The organism is Streptomyces sp. NPDC018693 (assembly GCF_044391385.1).
GTDB lineage: Bacteria > Actinomycetota > Actinomycetes > Streptomycetales > Streptomycetaceae > Streptomyces.
The window spans coordinates 71,182-89,300 of sequence record NZ_JBIRZZ010000016.1 but is presented as its reverse complement, the minus strand read 5'-3'; the positions used below and the strand labels follow the sequence as shown (position 1 = coordinate 89,300).

Sequence of the window (18,119 nt, the reverse complement as noted above, 5' to 3'; positions counted from 1 at the left end):
AAGTGATGACACCGGGCGCCGAGTGACATCGCGGCGCCGCCCAGCCCTCTCCGCCTTTCGAGGACCTTCACCAGATGCCTGCGAATGTGTCGCCGAACCATGCTCCCGAACCGTCCCTGACGACCGCCGAAGAGGTGCGGGACTGGCTCGTCCCGGCGGTGGCCGAGGCGGCCGGCCTCGCCCCGCACACCGTCGACCCACACCGTCCGCTCGCCGAATTCGGGCTGGGGTCACGGCAGTTGGTCGCGCTCGGCGCCGAGCTCGCCGAGCGCGTCGGCCGCACGCTCGACCCGTCCCTCGTCTTCAACCACCCCGGCGTCGCGGCGATCGCCGACGCGCTCTTTCCCGGCCAAGCTCCAGAAGACGCACCCCTGTTGGTGAAGGGGCAGGCAGTCGATGACGGCATCGCCGTCATCTCCATGGCCTGCCGCTTCCCGGGTGGCGCGGACGACCCCGAGGGGCTGTGGCGGATACTCGACTCCGGACGGGACGTCACCTCCGAGCCACCTGCGGGGCGGTGGCCCGCCCAGAGGCTGTACGACCCCGACCCGGAGGCCACCGGCAAGGCGTACAGCCTGCGCGGCGGTTACCTCGACGGCATCGACCGCTTCGACGCCGCCTTCTTCGGCATCTCCCCGCGCGAGGCCGCCGCCATGGACCCACAGCAGCGGCTGCTGCTGCGCACCGCCTGGGAGACCCTCGAACGCGCCGGGATCGTCCCGGACACCCTGGCCGGCAGCTCCACCGGGGTCTACCTCGGCCTCTACGACAGCGGCTATCTCTCCGCCGCCTCCCTGGACCAGCTCGACGGCCACGTCGGCACCGGTTCCGCGGCCAGTGTCGCCTCCGGGCGCATCGCCTACGCCCTCGGCCTGCACGGACCCGCGGTCACCGTCGACACCGCCTGCTCCTCCTCCCTGGTCGCCCTGCACCTGGCCGCCCGGGCGCTGGCGGCCGGCGAGTGCGATCTCGCCCTCACGGGCGGGGCGACGCTGCTGGTCACCCCGCGCGGCCACGTCGAGTTCAGCAGGCTGCGCGGGCTCTCCCCCTCGGGCCGCTGCCGCCCCTTCTCCGCCGACGCCGACGGGGTGGTGTGGGGCGAGGGCTGCGGACTCGTCCTGCTCAAGCGGCTCGCCGACGCCCGCCGGGACGGCGACCGCGTCCTCGCCGTCGTCAAGGGCTCGGCGATCAACCAGGACGGCCGCAGCCAGGGGCTGAGCGCGCCCAACGGCCCCGCCCAGGAGCGGGTGCTGCGGGCCGCCCTGGACGCAGCCGGGCTCCGCCCCGAGGACATCGACCACATCGAGGCCCACGGCACCGGCACCCGCCTCGGCGACCCCGTCGAGGCGGGCGCGCTCGCCGCCGTCTTCGGCCCCGGCCGGCCACCCGGACACCCCCTCGGGGTCGGCTCGTTGAAGTCCAACATCGGACACACCCAGGCCGCCGCGGGCATCGCCGGCGTCATCAGGACCGTCCTGGCACTCGGCCACGAGCGCGTCCCCGCCTCCCTGCACGCCGACACCCCCACCGAGCACATCGACTGGCCGGGCAGCGGCCTGCGCCTCCTCCGTACGGCGGCACAGTGGCCGCGCCGTGCCGACCGGGTCCGCAGGGCAGGCGTGAGCGCGTTCGGCATCAGCGGGACCAACGCGCACGTGATCCTGGAAGAGGCGCCGACGGATACCCGGCCGGCTGCGGCGGGCGCGTCGGTCGGCGCGGGGCCCGCCGTGGTGGGTACCCCGGCTGATGCCGGTCGCGCTGTGGTGGGTGCGTCGGCCGACAGCGGGTCGGTTGGGGCGGACACGTTGGTCGGGGCCGGGCCCGCTGTGGCGGATGTGCCGACCGGCGCGGGTGACACCGGGACTGCCGCAACGGGCCCCCCGGCCGACGCCGCGTACACCGTTGAGGTTCCGCGTCGGCCGACGCTGTTCCCGGTTTCCGCCCGCACCCCCGCCGCGCTGCGTCAGCAGGCGTGCCGTCTCGCCGAAGCCCTCGGTGAGCGGTCCGGAACGCCGCTGCCCGCGATCGCCGCGACGCTCGCCCATCACCGCACCCACTTCGCCCATCGCGCCGTGGTCCAGGCGGCCGACCACGACGGACTCCGCGTCGCCCTGCGCACCCTCGCCGAAGGCCGCCCCGACCCCGACAGCACCGCCGGGCCGCAGGACGCCCTCCCGCCCGGCAAGGTGGCCTTCGTCTTTCCCGGGCAGGGCGCCCAGTGGGCCGGCATGGCCCGCGACCTGCTCGCGGCCGACCCGGTGTTCGCCGACGAACTCGACCGATGCGACGGCGCGTTGCGCCCGTTCACCGAGTGGTCCGTCACGGCCGTGCTGCGCGGCGACCCGGGCGCCCCCTCCCTGGAGCGCGTGGACGTCGTCCAGCCGGTCCTGTTCGCCGTGATGGTGTCCCTGGCCGCCGTCTGGCGCGCCCGGGGCGTCCGCCCCGACGCCGTGGTGGGACACAGCCAGGGCGAGGTCGCCGCCGCCTGTGTCGCCGGAGCCCTCAGCCTGAACGACGCGGCCGCCGTCGTCGCCCTGCGCAGCCGGGCCCTGACCGCGCTGTCCGGCAGCGGCGCCATGGCCGTCGTAGCCCTGCCGCGTGCCGAGGTCGAGGCACGGATCGCCGGACACGACGGCCGGGTCACCGTCGCCGCCGTCAACAGCGCCCGCGCCACGGTGATCGCGGGCGAGCCCGAACCGCTCCGGGCCCTCCTCGACGACCTCCACCGCGAGCAGGTCTTCGTCCGCCGCCTCGACGTCGACTACGCCTCCCACAGCGCCGGGGTCGAGCCCGTGCGCGCCGAGATCCTCGACGAACTCGACGGCGTGACCACCCTCCCGACCTCCGTCACCTGGTACTCCAGCGTCACCGGCGAGCCCGTCACCGAGGAACTGGACGCCGGCTACTGGTACACCAACCTGCGCGAACCCGTCCGCTTCTCGGACACCGTGGCCCGTATGGCGGCCGACGGCCACCGCCACTTCGTCGAGCTCAGCCCGCACCCCACGCTGCTGACCGCCGTACGCACCGTCGACGACGACCTGGTCGCCGTCGGCTCCCTGCGCCGTGACGCCGACGGATCCGCCTGTCTGGACCGGGCCGCCGCCGAACTCCATGTGCACGGACGGCCCGTCGACTGGCGCCGCATCGTGCCGCCCTCGGCGCGGGCCGACCTGCCGACGTACGCCTGGCAGGAGCAGCGGTACTGGACCGAACCCGAGGGCGCGGCGGGCGGGACCGGCCTGTTCGACCGCTCCACCCATCCCCTCCTCGGCGTCCAACTGCGGTCCGCCGACGCGACCCGCTGGACCTTCCGCGACGAGTGGTCGCCGGCCACCGCCGACTGGCTGCCCGACCACACCGTCTTCGGCCGTACGGTCGTCTCCGGCACCACCCTGCTCGAACTGTGCCGTGCCGCCCTGGCCACCGCGTCCCCCGACCGGCCCGCCGACGTCAGCGGCCTGCTGCTGCTCGCCCCGCTCACCCTGCCGCCCTCCGGCACGGTCGAGGTGTCCGTGGACGTGGTCACCGACGGGCCCGCGCCCGAGGTCACCGTGCACAGCCGCCCGCGCGACCGGGACGACCTCGGCTGGACCCTGCACGCCACCGCCACCGGCACCGCCGCCGAGGCGATCCAGGCGGCCCGGCCCCCGACCTGGCCGGAGAGCGCCGAACCGGCCTGGACGCCGCAGACGTACGACCGCCTGACCGCCCTCGGCCTCGACTACGGCCCCGCCTTCCGGGGCATACGCGAGGCCGTGCGGGCCGGTGACGGGGAGCTGCTCGCCCGCCTGTCCCTGCCTGCCGCGGCCCGGGACACGACCGACCCCTACCCGGTCCACCCGGCGCTCCTGGACGCCGCCCTGCACACGGCCGCCGCCCTCGCCCCGGCCGACGACCGGGTCCTGCTGCCCGTCGCCGTCGGCCGCTGCACCCTGCCGCCCGGCGGCGCGACCGATCTGACGGTGTCCGTCCGGCGCACCGGCGGCACCGCCACCGACCTCACCCTGGACATCGCCCTGTGGGACGCCGACGGCTTCCCGGCGGGCCGCCTGGAGGACGTACGGCTGCGCACCGCGAGCCCGGCGGACCTCGGCGGCGGTGCGGAGAACGCCCGGCACCTGTACGAGGTGGCGTGGACACCGGTGCCCGCCGGGCCGGACGGCGCCGACACCGTCGTACGACACTGGCCGCAGCCCCCGGCGGACGCCGAACCGGCCGCCGCGGCACAGGAGTTGGCGGCCGCCGCCCTGGGTGAGCTGCAGACGCTCATCGAGGCGCCCACCCGGACCGTGTGGGTGACCCGGGGCGCGGTCGCGGCCGCCGACGGGGACACCGTGCCGGGGCTTGCGCAGTCGGTGCTGTGGGGGCTCGCCCGCAGTGCCCGAGCGGAGCACCCGGACCTCGGGCTGACGCTTGTCGATGTCGACGGCACGGAGAGCGAGGAACTGCTGCGCTCCGCCGGAGAGGAGCCGGAGATCGCGGTCAGGGCGGGGGAGGTGCTCGCCCCCCGGCTGATCCGTGCCGCACGCACGGACGAGGACGGGAGCCTCCCCGCCCACGGCACCGTGCTGATCACCGGTGGACTGGGCGCGGTCGGACGGCAGATCGCCCGGCTGCTGGCCGAACGCGGCGTGACGCGACTGCTATTGACGTCTCGTCGGGGAAGCGACGACCCCCGTGCCGAGGCGGCCGTCGCCGAACTGGCCGCTCTCGGTGCCCGGGCCGACGTCGCGGCCTGCGACGTCGCCGACGCAACCGCACTGGCCGCCGTACTGGCCCGCGCCGGGGACGAGCTGCGCGGCGTCGTGCACTGTGCCGGCGTGCTCGACGACGGTGTGATCACGGAGCTGACCCCGGACCGTCTCGTCCGGGTCCTGCGCCCCAAGGTCGACGGCGCCGCGCATCTGCACCGGCTCACCGCCGGCCTGCCGCTGGAGCTGTTCCTGCTGGTGTCCTCGGCCGCCGGTGTCGTCGGCAGCCCGGGGCAGGGCAACTACGCGGCGGCCAACGCCTTCCTCGACCAGCTCGCCCACCACCGGCGGGCCCAGGGGCTGCCCGCCCTGTCCGTCTCCTTCGGCGCCTGGGCGGGCGAGGGGCTAGCCGCCGCACACGCCGACCTCGACCGCCTCGCCCGCCTCGGTCACCGCACCCTCACCCCCGACCAGGGCCGCGACCTCGTCGAACTCGCCGTCCGGCGCGGCACGCCCCACCAGGTCGCCTGGTCCCTCGACCTGGCCCGCCTGCGCGGGGCGACCGCCGACGCGGCCGTGTGGCGGACCCTGCTGCCCGCGCCCCGGCCCACCGGCCCGGGCGGCGGTGGTCTCGCCCGGCGGCTGGCCGAGCTGGCGGAGACCGACCGTGCCGACCGGGTCCTCGCCCTCGTCCGCGAGGAGGCGTCCCGCGCCCTCGGCCTGCGCTCGGTCGACTGCGTCGGCCCCGACCGGCCCCTGCGCGACCTCGGCATGGACTCGGTGACCGCCGTCGAGCTGCGCAACCGCCTCGCCGCCCGCCTCGACACAAGGCTCCCGGCCACCCTGCTCTTCGACCACCCGACCCCGGCCCGCCTCACCGAGCACCTCCTCGGCACGGTCGTGCCCGGCGGCCGTGGCGTGCGGAAGGCGAGGCGCGCCGTCGCCACCGACGAGCCGATCGCCGTCGTCTCCATGGCCTGCCGCCTGCCCGGTGGCGTCCAGGACCCCGACGACCTGTGGCGGCTCCTCGCCGAGGGCCGCGACGCCGTCGGCCCCTTCCCCGCCGGACGCTGGGACGTCGACGCCCTCTACGACCCCGACCCCGACGCCCCCGGCAAGTCCTACGCCCGGGAAGGCGGCTTCCTCGACGACATCGAGTCCTTCGACGCGGGGTTCTTCGGCATCACCCCGAAGGAGGCCGCCGCCATGGACCCCCAGCAGCGGCTGCTGCTGGAGACCGCCTGGGAGGCGCTGGAGCGCGCCGGCATCGTGCCCGCCCGTCTCGCGGGCAGCGCCACCGGTGTGTACGTCGGCATGTTCGGCAGCGACTACCGCTCCGGCACCCGCCTCGACCAGCTCGACGGCCATGTCGGCACGGGCTCGGCGCTGAGTGTGGCGTCCGGGCGGCTGGCGTACGCGCTCGGACTGCACGGGCCGGCCCTCACCGTCGACACGGCGTGCTCGTCGTCGCTGGTCGCCGTCCACCTCGCCGCGCAGGCCCTGCGCTCCGGCGAGTGCGAGCTGGCGCTGGCGGGCGGGGTGACGCTGATGGTGACCCCGCAGACCTTCGTGGAGTTCAGCCGGCTGCGCGCACTGTCCGCCACCGGCCGCTGCCGCTCCTTCTCCGACGACGCCGACGGCGCGATCTGGGCCGAGGGCGCCGGGATGCTCGTACTGAAGCGCCTGGACGACGCCCGCCGCGACGGCGACGAGGTGCTGGCCGTGCTGCGCGGCACAGCCGTCAACCAGGACGGCCGCAGCCAGGGCCTGTCCGCGCCCAACGGGCCCGCACAGGTGCGGGTGGTGCGCCGCGCCCTGGAACTGTCCGGGCTGACACCCGCCGACATCGACCACATCGAGGCCCACGGCACCGGCACGACCCTCGGCGACCCCATCGAGGCGGGCGCCCTGAGCGAGGTGTTCGGCACCTCCCGGCCCGCCGGCCGCCCGCTGCTGCTGGGCTCCCTGAAGTCCAGCATCGGCCACACCCAGGCCGCTTCGGGCGTCGCCGGGCTGATCAAGGTCGTACAGTCCCTGCGCCACGGCATCCTCCCGGCCACGCTGCACGCCGACACCCCCAGCCGCCACGTCGACTGGGACACCAGCGGGCTGCGCCTGCTCCACGAGCCGACGCCCTGGCCGTCGGCGCCGACGCGGGTGCGGCGCGCCGGTGTGAGTGCCTTCGGGATCAGCGGCACCAACGCCCATGTGATCGTCGAAGAGGCAGCACCGGCCACCGAGACGCCGTCGAGCGCGGGAGCGCGCCGCCCGCCGAAGGCCGAGGTCGCCGCCGGGAAGGATCTGTTCGTGCTCTCGGGGCGCAGTGAGGCCGCCGTGCGCGGGCAGGCCGCACGGCTCGCCCGGTACGTCACCGAGGACACCCCGCTGCCGGATGTCGCCCACACCCTGGCCCGCCATCGCAGCCACTTCGAGTGGCGCACGACGATCGTGGCGGGTGACCGGCACGAACTGCGCTCCGCACTCGACGCGTTGGCGTCCGGCCGCGCGCCCTTGCACGTCCCGGACGAGAACCGGACCGGCAAGGTCGCCTTCGTCTTCGCCGGGCACGGCGGCCAGTGGCCCGGCATGGGGCTGCGGTCGGCGGCCGAGTCGGAAGCCTTCCGCGCGGAACTCACCCGGATCGACGAGGCGGTACGGCGGCACGCAGGCTGGTCCGTGCTCAACGCTCTGCGCGCCACCGAGGAGTTCTCCCCGCTGGAGCGCACCGAGTACCTCCAGCCGACGCTGTTCGCCGTCGACGCGGCCCTGGCCGCCGCCTGGCGTGCCCTCGGCGTCACCCCCGACGGGGTGGTCGGACACAGCCTCGGCGAGATCACCGCCGCCTACGACGCAGGTGCGCTCACCCTCGACGAGGCGGTCACCGTGGTTACCGGGCGGGCCGCGGCCGTCGCACCGCTCGTCGGGCACGGCGGCATGCTCGCCGTCGACCTGCCGCCCGCCGAACTCGCGGACCTGATCGCCGCACACCCCGACCGGCTCTTCGTCGGCGCCCTCAACAGCGCACGCTCCACGGCCGTTTCGGGAGAGACCGAGGCGCTCGCCGCACTGCGTCGCACCCTGGAGGAGCGAGGCGTCCCCGTACGACGGCTGTCGACGCCGTTCGCCTCGCACAGCCCGCTGATGGAGCCACTGCGCGACGAACTCCGCGACCGCTTCTCGGGCATCGAGGGGGCGCCGTCCGCCCTGCCCGTGTACTCGTCGGTCCTGGCGGAGCGCGTCGACCACCCGGACGCCGCGTACTGGTTCGCCAACCTCCGGCAACCCGTCCGCTTCGCGGACACCATCACCCGCATGCTGGACGACGGCTACCGCTACTTCGTCGAACTCGGCCCGCACCCCTCGCTCACCGCCTCCATCGAGGCCGTCGCCGCCGACACCGGCATCGACGCGGTCGCCGTCGGCTCGCTGCGTCGCGAACAGGACGGGCACGCCACCCTGCTGCGCCGGCTCGGCGAGCTGTACACCGCCGGGCACACCCCCGACTGGACAGCGCTCTTCCCACGGGGCCGCCGCCTCGACCTGCCCACCTACGCCTTCGCCCGGGAACGCCACTGGCTCGCCCCCGCCCCGGCCGGCCCCACCGGCGCCTCCCCGCTGCTCGGCCTCCACATCGAGGCCGGCGACGAACCCGACCGGCATCTCTTCCAGACCGAACTCGACCTGCGCGACCACCGGTTCGCCTACCTCACCGACCACCGCGTCACCGGCGAGGTCTGGCTGCCCGGGGCCGCCTTCCTGGACATGGCGCTGGAGGCCGCCGTACAGGTGTGCGGGGGAGCCCGGCTGGCGGACGTGCGCTTCCTGGAGCCGCTGCGGCTGAGCGAGGACCGACCCGTGCGGGTGCAACTGGCGTTGCGCCCGGCCCGGGAAGGCGTCCGGGAGTTCACCATCACCTCGGCCCGGACCGGTGAGCGGCCGCCGCGCTGGGTGCCACACGTGACCGGGCGGGTCGTCACCGCGCAGGCCGGGACCGAGGAACCGCGCCTCGCCGACCTGCGTGAGCGCTGCACCGAACCCGTCGACCTCACGGCCGTCCACGCCCGGCTCGCCGCACTCGGCATCGAGTACGGCCCCGCCTTCCGCAACCTGGAGGGCGGCCGCCGCAGTGCCACCGCCGCGCTCGGCCGACTGGCCGAACGGCCCGCCGCCGGGCATCTGCTGCACCCCGCCGTCCTCGACGCCGCCCTGCACACCGCCGCCCTGCCGGGCGAGGCACCCGAGAGCCGGGCGTTCGTCCCCGCCGGATGCGGCGGCGCGCGCTGGACGGGACGCCGTACGACCCCGGCCTGGGCGTCGTGCGAACTGCGCTCCGTCGCCGGCGACACCGCCACCGTCGACCTGCGACTGTGGGACGCGGACGACCAACTCCTCCTCGAAGTAGAGGAGTTCACACTGGCCGCGCTCTCCCCGCTGGACGGCGCCCTCTACGAGACCCGCTGGGAATCCCGTCCGGCCGCCAACGAACCGCCCGCCGAGGGGAGCTGGCTGATCCTCGCCGACGCGACCGGAGTGGCCGACGACCTCGCCGCCCGGCTCGGCGCCACGGCCGTCGTCGCCCGCACCGGCACAGAGTTCACCGCCGAAGGCCCGGCCCGGTATGTCCTCGACCCGGCTGATCCGGCGCACGTCACGCGTCTGCTGAACGAGGCGTACGGCGACCAACGCCCCGCCGTGGTCGTCCAGTTGACCGCACTGGACACCCCGCCCGTCACCGACTCCGCCACCGCCGAGCAGGCCGCCCGGCGATGCTGCCTGAGCACCCTGCACCTGGTGCGGGCCCTCACCGACGGGCAGGCCGCCCCCCGCCTCTTCGTGGTCGTGCGCGGCACCCAGGCCGTCGGGGACAGTACCGAGGTCACCCGGCCGCAGCAGGCGCTCGCCTGGGGATTCGGCCTCACCGTGGCCCAGGAACACCCCGAGCTGGCGACCACCCTGATCGACCTGCCGCCCACCGGAGGCGAGAACGCCCTGTGGACCCAGCTGCGGCACGCCGACGACGAACGCCTCGTCGCCCTGCGCCACTCCGGCCGGTTCGTGCCCCGGCTGAGGCGCGCCCGCCCGGACACCGACGGCCGCGTCGCGGACGGCCCGTACCTGATCACCGGCGGTCTCGGCGGTCTCGGCCGGGTCGTCGCGGAACGGCTCGTGGGCCGCGGCGTCCGCCGGCTGGCCCTGCTGAGCCGCGGTACGCCCGACCGGGACGCCGCGCGCTGGATCGCGGGCCTCCAAGAGCGCGGGACCACCGTCCACCTCGCCCGCGCCGACGTCGCCGACCGCGACGGACTCACGGCCGCGCTGGACGCCGTACGCCGGGCGGCGGGCCCGATCACCGGCGTCGTACACGCGGCCGGCATCCTCGACGACGCCACCCTGGCCAACCTCACCGACACACACGTACGGCGCGTCCTGGCCCCTAAGGTGCTGGGCACCGCCCTGCTCACCGAACTCGTCCCGGAATCCGAGCACTTCGTGCTGTTCGCCTCGGCGGCGGGTCTGCTCGGCTCGGCCGGCCAGGGACCCTACGCCGCCGCCAACGCCTTCCTCGACGCCTGGGCCCACCATCTGGCGCACACCGGACGGCGAGCGCTGAGCCTCGACTGGGGCGCCTGGTCCGGCGTCGGCATGGTCGCCGCGGACGCCACCCGCGCCGCCGGGACCGGCCGCTCGGGGCTCGTCGCCCTCTCCCCGCAGGAGGGCGGCGAACTGTTCGACCGCGTGCTGACCACCGGCCACCGACAGCTCGCCCCCCTCGCCCTCGACCGGGAACTGCTCTCCCTCACCCCGGACCTGCTCCGCACCCGGCCGATCCTCGCCGGCCTCGTCACCGCCCCCACCGGCCCGGCGGACCCCGACGGGCTGGTCCGCAAGGTCTTCGCGGCGCCCACCGACGACGACCGCCGGATGTGGCTGGAGGCGTACGTCCGCGCCCGCGTCGACGAGGTCTGCGGTGGTGTCGTCGACCCGGCGGCGAGCACCGCCCTGAAGGAACTGGGCCTGGACTCCCTCATGTTGGTGCGGCTGCGCAACACCTTCGCCCGCGAACTCGGCGTCGACCTGCCCACCGCCCAGATGTTCGCCGCCGCCGACATCCGGGGCCTGGCCCGGTCCCTCGCCGAGGCCCTGCCCGAGCGGCACGTGTCGCGGACACCGGAACCGGCCGCCGAGGACGTCCCGGAGACCGAGCGGCACCCCGCCACCCGGGACGTCGTCCGACTGCTGCGCAGCGCCCGGCCCGGCATGCCGCCCGCCGCCCACACCATCGGCCTCGCCGTCCTGCTCGCCACCCCCACCACCCGCGACACCCTCACGGACGCCCTCACCCGCCTCGCCTCCCGCCACGCGGCCCTGCGCACGGCGATCGACACCGGCCCCGACGGCCTACGGCACCTGCGCGTCGACCGCGAGCCGACCGCGCCGCTGCTGCGCTGGACAAAGACCCCCGCCGACGTCACCCCCGCCGACCGGCTGCGGGAGCTGCTGGAGCCGCCGTTCGACCTGACGGCCACCCCGCTGTGGCGGTTCGAGCTGCTCGACACCGGCCCGCGCGACCAGATCCTCCTCTTCGGCGCCCACCACGCGGTCGCAGACCTGCAGTCGCTGCTCCTCGTCGCGGGCGAGATCGACGCCGAACTCTCCGGATCCGCCCTCGGCTCCGAACCGACCAACCGCGACGTCCACCTCCTCGTCGAGGCCCAGCACAGCGGCGAGGGCACCGCCACGGCCGAGTGGCGGGCGCTCTTCGAGGGCGCCGAGCGGCTCGACCTGACCCTGTCCCACCCGCGCCCGGCCGAGCGGACCTACCGGGCCGGCAGCGTCACCCTGCCCCTCCCCGACGGGCTCATGGACCGCGTCTCCGCCGCCGCGAGCGACCTCGCGATCACGCCCGCCGCCTTCTGCCTCGGCACCCTGACCCTGCTGCTGGCGCGGCTGCGGGAGCGGGAGCGGTTCGTGCTGGCCGTGCCCGTCGACACCCGGATCCACGCCGACGCGTACGACGCGGTGGGCTTCTACGGCGTACCCGTGCCGTTCCCCGCCGAGGCGCGTGCCGGTGAACCGGCCGCCGAGGTGCTGCGCCGGACCGGCGCCCGGCTGGAACGGCTGCTGACCAAGGGCGCGATGTTCTCCGACGTGCTGGCGACCCTGGCCCGGCAGGGGCTGCACCGGGCGGACGCGCCCCTCGTCGAGGTCTACTTCAACCACGTCCGCCACGGGGGCCGGCTCACCGCGCTGGAGGTGCTGCCGGCCGGGACCGGGTACTCCGACCTCGACCTGATGATCACCATGACACCGGACGCGGGCCGGATCCGTCTCGACCACAACCTCGACATCCTGGACGAGACCGCCACCGCCGGGCTGGGGGAGCAGTTCCTCGCGCTGCTCGGGCAACTCGCGGACCGGCCCGCGCGCACCCCCGGCCGCCCGACCCTCGCCCTCGCCGCCACCTTCGCCCTCGGGCACCTGCCCGCCCTGTGCGAGGCCGCCGTGGAGGAGAGCGGGCTGACCGTGGCCGAGGCGCCGTACCACCAGGTCCTGGCCGCTCTGCGCGATCCGTCCGGGGTGCTCGCCGACCCGGGCGCGGCCGTCGCCGTGGTGCTCCTGCGCGCAGCGGACCTGGAACGGTTCGGGACCGTCGACGACGCGCTCCTCGCCGAGCTGCGCACCGAGTATCCGGCCGCCCTGCGCTCCCTCGCCGAGCGCACCCGCACCCCCCTGATCGTCGGCTTCCTGCCGTCCGACGGCACCGCGGAGCGCATGGCCCGCTGGGAGCGGGAGGTCGCCGCCGAGCTGGCCGACACCCCCGGCCTCGCCGTGCTCGGCCCCGACGACTGGACCCGCCGTCACCCCGTCGAGGACCGCTTCGACGAGCACACCGAACGGCTCGCCCACCTCCCCTTCACCCCCGAGTTCCAGGCCGCGGTGGCCCTTGGCCTCGCCGAGACCGTACGGGCGGTGCTGCGCCCGGCGCCCAAGGTGATCGCCGTCGACGGCGACGAGACCCTGTGGGGCGGCGTGGCCGGGGAGACCGGACCCGGGGCCGTGGACCTCACCGGGCCGCGCGCTCTGCTCGCACGCAGGCTGCTGCGGTGGCGTGCGGCCGGGGCGCTGCTCGTGCTGGTCAGCAACAACGACGAGGAGACGGTCCGCGCCGTCCTCGACCGGCCCGACAGCCCGCTCGGGCCCGAGCACTTCAGCGTCCTGTCCGCCGAGTGGGGCCCCAAGCCGGCCCGCCTCGAGGACGCGGCCCGCGAGCTGAACCTGGGTCTGGACGGCTTCCTCTTCCTCGACGACAACCCGGCCGAGATCGCCAGGATGCGGGCGGAGCTGCCGCAGGTGCTGTCCGTGACCTGCCCGCCCGCAGCCGAACTCGAGCCGTTCCTCGCCCGGTTGTGGCCACTGGTCCCGGCCGCCGCCACCGTCGAGGACACCCTGCGGGCCCGCTTCTACACGGAGGAACGCGCCCGGGACGCGGTCCGGACCGAGCAGGGCGGATACCAGGAGTTCCTCGCCGAGCTGGACCTGACCGTCGACATCCGTGCGCTGACCGACGCGGACGTGCCCCGCGCGGAACAACTCGTGCGCCGCACCAACCAGTTCACCCTCCGGCCCCGCTCCGCCGACGGCCGCGATCTCGAACGGTGGCGGGACCGGGGCGAGGTGTGGACGGCCGCCGCACGGGACCGGTTCGGCGACTACGGGCAGATCGCACTCCTCGCCGTACGGGCCGACGGGGACCAACTGGACGTCCTGGCCTGGCTGCTGAGCTGTCGCGCCCTCGGCCGGGGCGTCGAGGAACGCCTGCTGGGCTGGCTGGCCGACCGCGCCGACGAACTGGGCTGCGGGAAAGTGCGGTTGACGGCACAGCGCACGCCCCGCAACGCGCCCGCACGGCGGATCGTCGCCGCGCTCGGCGGGGGAGAGCCGGACGACGAACTCCTGCAGGCCGTGGTCACACCGGACCACCTCAGGGTGTTCCGCTCCTGGGAGCGGGACGGACAGCAGACCGTGCGCAGGGGGAAGGGCTCTGATGCGTGACGTGAACGAGGAGACGGCGGCGTGTGCCGCGCAGGGGGCGACCGCGGAAGCGATCGAACGCGGCGGCGGCCCGCTGGGCGTGACCGAACTGCTGGCGAGGGTGCTGGGCGGGGAAGCCGGTGAGAAGACGGCCGGCCCGACGCCCGGCCCCGACCTCGACGCCCTCGCCTCCGTCATCGCCACCGCCGCCGGCCGTTACCTCCCCCAGGGCCGTCTCGCCCCGGACGCGGACTTCTTCGACGCCGGAGGCACCTCCGTGCACGCCGTCGAGCTCGCGGCCGATCTGGAGCGGGAGCTGGGCGTGGAGCTGGACCTCGACGAGGTGTTCGCCGACGCGCGGCCCCGCACCCTGGCCCGCCGCTGCCTGGAGGCCGGAGTCGAAGCCACGCCGCCCTCCACCGCACCTGGGGCCACCTCCCGGCCTGGGGCCACCTCCCGAGGCGGGGACCCCTTCCGGCCGGAGGCCACCGCCCAGCCTGGGACCACCCCCCGACCCGGGGCCACGCCCCAACGTCGGGTCACCCCCGAACCGGCGGATGCCTCCCACTCCGCAGCCCGCCCGGAAGACCTCTCCCAGATCCTCGCCGACCTCGCCCTCGCCGACCGCCTCCCCTTCGTCCGCCCGCCCGAGCCGCTCCCGCCCCGCCGCGTCCTGCTCACCGGAGCCACCGGCTTCCTCGGCAGCCACATGCTGCTGGACCTGCTGCGGCACAGCGACGCCCAGGTGCACTGCCTGGTCCGCGCCGCCGACGAGAAGGCGGCCGAGGCCCGGCTCGGCGCGCAGCTCCGCGCCTACCGGCTGCCCTGGAACGCGGAGGTCCGCCGCCGGATCACCGTCGTACCCGGCGACATCCGCGAGCCGCGCCTGGGGCTGTCCGACGAGCTCTGGCACACCCTCGCCGACGAACTCGACAGCGTCGTCGGTGTCGCCGCGGCGGTCGACTTCCTGCGCGGCTACCAGTCCCTGCGCACGAGCAACGTCCTCGGCGCACTCACCCTCGCCGAACTCGCCGCCACGGGCCGTCCCAAGCCCCTGCACCACATCTCCTCGATCGCCGTCTTCAACGAGGCCGGCATCCCGTCCATGGGCGAGGACGACCCCTTCGCCCACATCGGCGGGCTCGCCGCCGGCTACGACCAGTCCAAGTGGGCCGCCGAGACGGCCCTGCGCCGGACCCGCGACCACGGCCTGGTCGTCTCCGCGCTGCGCCCCGGCGGCATCGGCGGCCACACCAGGACCGGCGCCCACAACCCTCAGGACCTCAGCAGCGGCCTGATCGCGGCCTTCGCCCGCCTCCGCACCGTACCGGCGTTCCGCCACCTCAACGTGGCGCCGGTCGACTGGGTCAGCCGGACCGCGGTCGCCGTGGTCTGCGAGCCAGACGCCTGGGGCTTCGACTACCACCTCACCGGCGTCCCCACCACCCTGGACGACGTCGTACGGGACATGGCGCTCGGCGGCACCCACGTCCGCGTCCACCACTGGGACGAGTGGCGCACCGACGTCCTGGCCCGCCTCGAAGCCGACCAGGTACCCGAACTCGCCTTCCTCACCCGGGTGTTGCGCAGCCCCACCGCGCTGCGGCTGTGCGAGGCGACCCTCACCGGCCCGGCCGCCACCGGCGAACGTACCGCCGCGCTCGTCGAGGCCCTCGGCCTGCCGCCCGCCGCCCGCTACGACGCCCGCGCCCGGCTGAGGACCTTCGAGAAGCTCGCCGACGACGGCCTGGCCCGGCTCCCGCACAAGGACGACCAGCCCTACCTGTGGTTCCCGGAGACCACCGAGGGCGGTGTCCACCCCGTCGGCGACGCCACCGCCGTCAGCCCCTGCTCGATGGCCCTCACCCTGTCCATCGCGAGCATGTACCAGCTGGTGAAGGAGCGCCGCGTCGACGTCACCGGCGAGGTCACCTGCCCGGCGCTCCACCCCGAGCCGCTCACCGTCGTCCAGGGCGATGTGTGGGTCCGCCCGGACGAGGGCATCCCGCAGCGGCACGGGTCGGCGCACCAACTCCTGCTGTACCGGCTTCGGTTGCGCGACACCGAGGGCGGGCAGTGGCGGCTGGAGGGGCGCAAGCACGCCCGCGCCCGCCGTGACGTCTGGCGGCAGACCCGCACCCTCACCGTCGAGATCGGCCGCGAGGGCGCGCCCGCGTCCTTTGCCGGCGAGGTCGTCGTCCCCGCCGACTCCTACGTCCGCGACCAGATCGACGGCATCCGGGTCGCCCCGCACCTCACCGGCCGGGAGAAACGCGCCGCCAAGCTCACCTGGCTGGCCTGGTTCGGCCTGGAGATGGGGCGCGGGCTGCTCGGCCCGTTCGCCCGGGCCGCCGCCGACCTGCTCGACCTGCGCCGCACCCCCACCCTCATGGAGCGCCACCGATGATCTTCAGACCGAGCCCGACCCCGACCGCCCGCCGCCCGCTGCGGCGCGTCCGCACCACGCCCGCCCCGCGCCCGCTGCGCCACCGCCTCGACCCGGCCCGCGTCGAGGAGATCCCCCTGCGCGCCGCCGACGGCGTCCGCCTCGGCCTCACCCGCGTCGACCCCGGCACGCCCGGCCGCCCCGCCGTGCTCCTGCTGCACGGCCACACCGCCTCCGCCGACATGTTCCTGCTCCCCGAGACCCGCAACCTCGTCGACACCCTCCTCGACGACGGCTACGAGCCCTGGCTGCTGGACTGGCGGGGCAGCTGCCGCCTGCCCTACAACGAGACAGGGCAGCGCCACACCTACGACGACGTGGCCCTGTACGACATCCCCGGCGCCGTCTCCCACATCCGCCGGCGCATCGGCGACCGCCCGCTGTTCGTGATCGCCCACTGCGTCGGCTCGCTCGCCCTCTCGCTGAGCATGACCGCCGGACTGGTGCCGGGACTGGCCGGGGTGGTCTCCCAGGGTGTCTTCCTCACCCCGAAGCTGGCGGGCCGCACCTCACTGCGCATGTCCGTCGCGGGCGAGCTGCTGCGGACCCGGATCGACCACATCCCGGTCGACTTCCGCAGGGTCGGTCTGTGGTCCCGGTACACCCCGCTGTTCGCGCTCGCCGCCCGCGGGGCCGACTGCCCCGACCCGACCTGCCAGATCCTGCACCGCTCCGCCTGGGGCACGGGCGCCTCGCTCTTCGTCCATGAGAACCTCTCCGCCGCCACCCACGACCGCCTCGCCGAGCTCCTCGGCCCGGCACCCCTGTGGATCCTGCCCCATCTGCGCCGCATGGAGCTGGCCCGCAGCGCGGTCCGCTGGCACGACACCGACCACCGCTACCGCGCGCTGCCACCCAACGCCCTGGACGCCGCCGCCCGCATCGACACGCCCGTGCTGCTGCTCTCCGGCAGCGAGAACGGCCTGTGGCCGGCCTCCCAGAAGCTCTGCCACGACGTCCTCACCCACCGGCATCCCCAGCTCGACGTGCGCTACACCGAGATACCGGGCTACGGCCACCTCGACACCTTCCTCGGCCGGGGCGCCGCCCTCGACGTGTTCGGGCACATCCTGGAATTCCTCGGCGAACGACGGTGACGGCGACCCGCACGGCCGGTTACCGTACGCGTCAGTAACCCACCGCAGCCCACCGCAGGAGGCCCCATGCCACAGCTCGACGTCGACGGAGCGGCACTGACGTACGACGACGAGGGCCCCCGCGACGGCGGCGGGGTCCCCCTGGTGTTCGTGCACGGCTGGACGGCGAACCGGCACCGCTGGGACCACCAGCTCGCCCACTTCGCCGAGCGGCGCCGGGTGGTGCGGCTCGACCTGCGCGGCCACGGCGAGAGCACCGGCGCGGGCGTGAAGACCATCGACGAACTGGCGAAGGACGTCCTCGCCCTCCTCGACCACCTCAAGATCGAGCGCTTCGTGATCGTCGGGCACTCGATGGGCGGGATGATCTCCCAGACCATCGCCCTCGCCCACCCGGAACGCGTCGAGCGCATGGTGCTGGTCAACTCCATCGGCCGGATGGCCTACAGCCGGCCGCGCGCCCTGCTCATGGCCGTCTCCACCCTCGCCCCGTTCAAGCTGTTCGTCGCCGCCAACATCCAGCGCGCCTTCGCACCCGGCTACCCCCGCGAGGAGATCCGGGAGTACATCAAGGCGTCCGCGGACACCCCGCGCGAGGTCGTCATGACCCTCTACGGCGCCATGCGGGCCTTCGACGTCCTCGACCGGGTGGGCCGGATCGGCACGCCCACCCTGATGATCCACGGCTACCACGACATCCAGCTGCCGCTGAAGCAGATGCTCCGGATGGCCAAGGCGTACCCGGACGCCACGGTCCGTGTGCTCGACGCAGGCCATGAACTCCCCGTGGAGAAGCCGGCCGAACTGACCGCCGCCATCGACGCGTTCGTCACCGGGCGCGCCTGAACC

4 protein-coding genes are annotated in these 18,119 nt (G+C 75.1%); all 4 read left to right on the top strand.

Going from position 1 to position 18,119, the window contains the following annotated elements; all coding sequences use genetic code 11:
* Positions 1–74 precede the first annotated feature (74 nt).
* The 4 genes from ACH5AC_RS31485 to ACH5AC_RS31470 all read left to right on the top strand — a co-directional run bounded on the left by ACH5AC_RS31485 (position 75) and on the right by ACH5AC_RS31470 (position 18,116).
* A complete protein-coding gene (locus ACH5AC_RS31485; RefSeq protein ID WP_398865652.1) occupies positions 75–13,748 on the top strand; it encodes an SDR family NAD(P)-dependent oxidoreductase in 13,674 nt (4,557 codons plus the stop codon).
* Positions 13,741–16,134, top strand: coding sequence for a thioester reductase domain-containing protein (locus ACH5AC_RS31480; RefSeq protein ID WP_398865651.1), 2,394 nt, complete (start codon positions 13,741–13,743; stop codon positions 16,132–16,134). The genes ACH5AC_RS31485 and ACH5AC_RS31480 overlap by 8 nt, the downstream gene beginning before the upstream one ends.
* The gene (locus ACH5AC_RS31475) at positions 16,131–17,270 is read left to right on the top strand and encodes an alpha/beta hydrolase (RefSeq protein ID WP_398865650.1); all 1,140 of its coding nucleotides are present in this window, start codon (positions 16,131–16,133) and stop codon (positions 17,268–17,270) included. Before ACH5AC_RS31480 ends, ACH5AC_RS31475 begins: the two co-directional genes overlap by 4 nt.
* A 66-nt stretch (positions 17,271–17,336) precedes the next feature.
* Positions 17,337–18,116: an alpha/beta fold hydrolase gene (locus ACH5AC_RS31470; RefSeq protein WP_398865649.1), complete on the top strand. Its 780-nt coding sequence runs from the start codon at positions 17,337–17,339 to the stop codon at positions 18,114–18,116.
* Positions 18,117–18,119: the final 3 nt, after the last annotated feature.

What these genes read in the sequence shown, in the direction of transcription:
- ACH5AC_RS31485 (WP_398865652.1), top strand. Translation starts at nt 75, where the DNA reads ATGCCTGCGAATGTGTCGCCGAACCATGCTCCCGAACCGTCCCTGACG.
- ACH5AC_RS31475 (WP_398865650.1), top strand. Translation starts at nt 16,131, where the DNA reads ATGATCTTCAGACCGAGCCCGACCCCGACCGCCCGCCGCCCGCTGCGG.
- ACH5AC_RS31480 (WP_398865651.1), top strand. Translation starts at nt 13,741, where the DNA reads ATGCGTGACGTGAACGAGGAGACGGCGGCGTGTGCCGCGCAGGGGGCG.
- ACH5AC_RS31470 (WP_398865649.1), top strand. Translation starts at nt 17,337, where the DNA reads ATGCCACAGCTCGACGTCGACGGAGCGGCACTGACGTACGACGACGAG.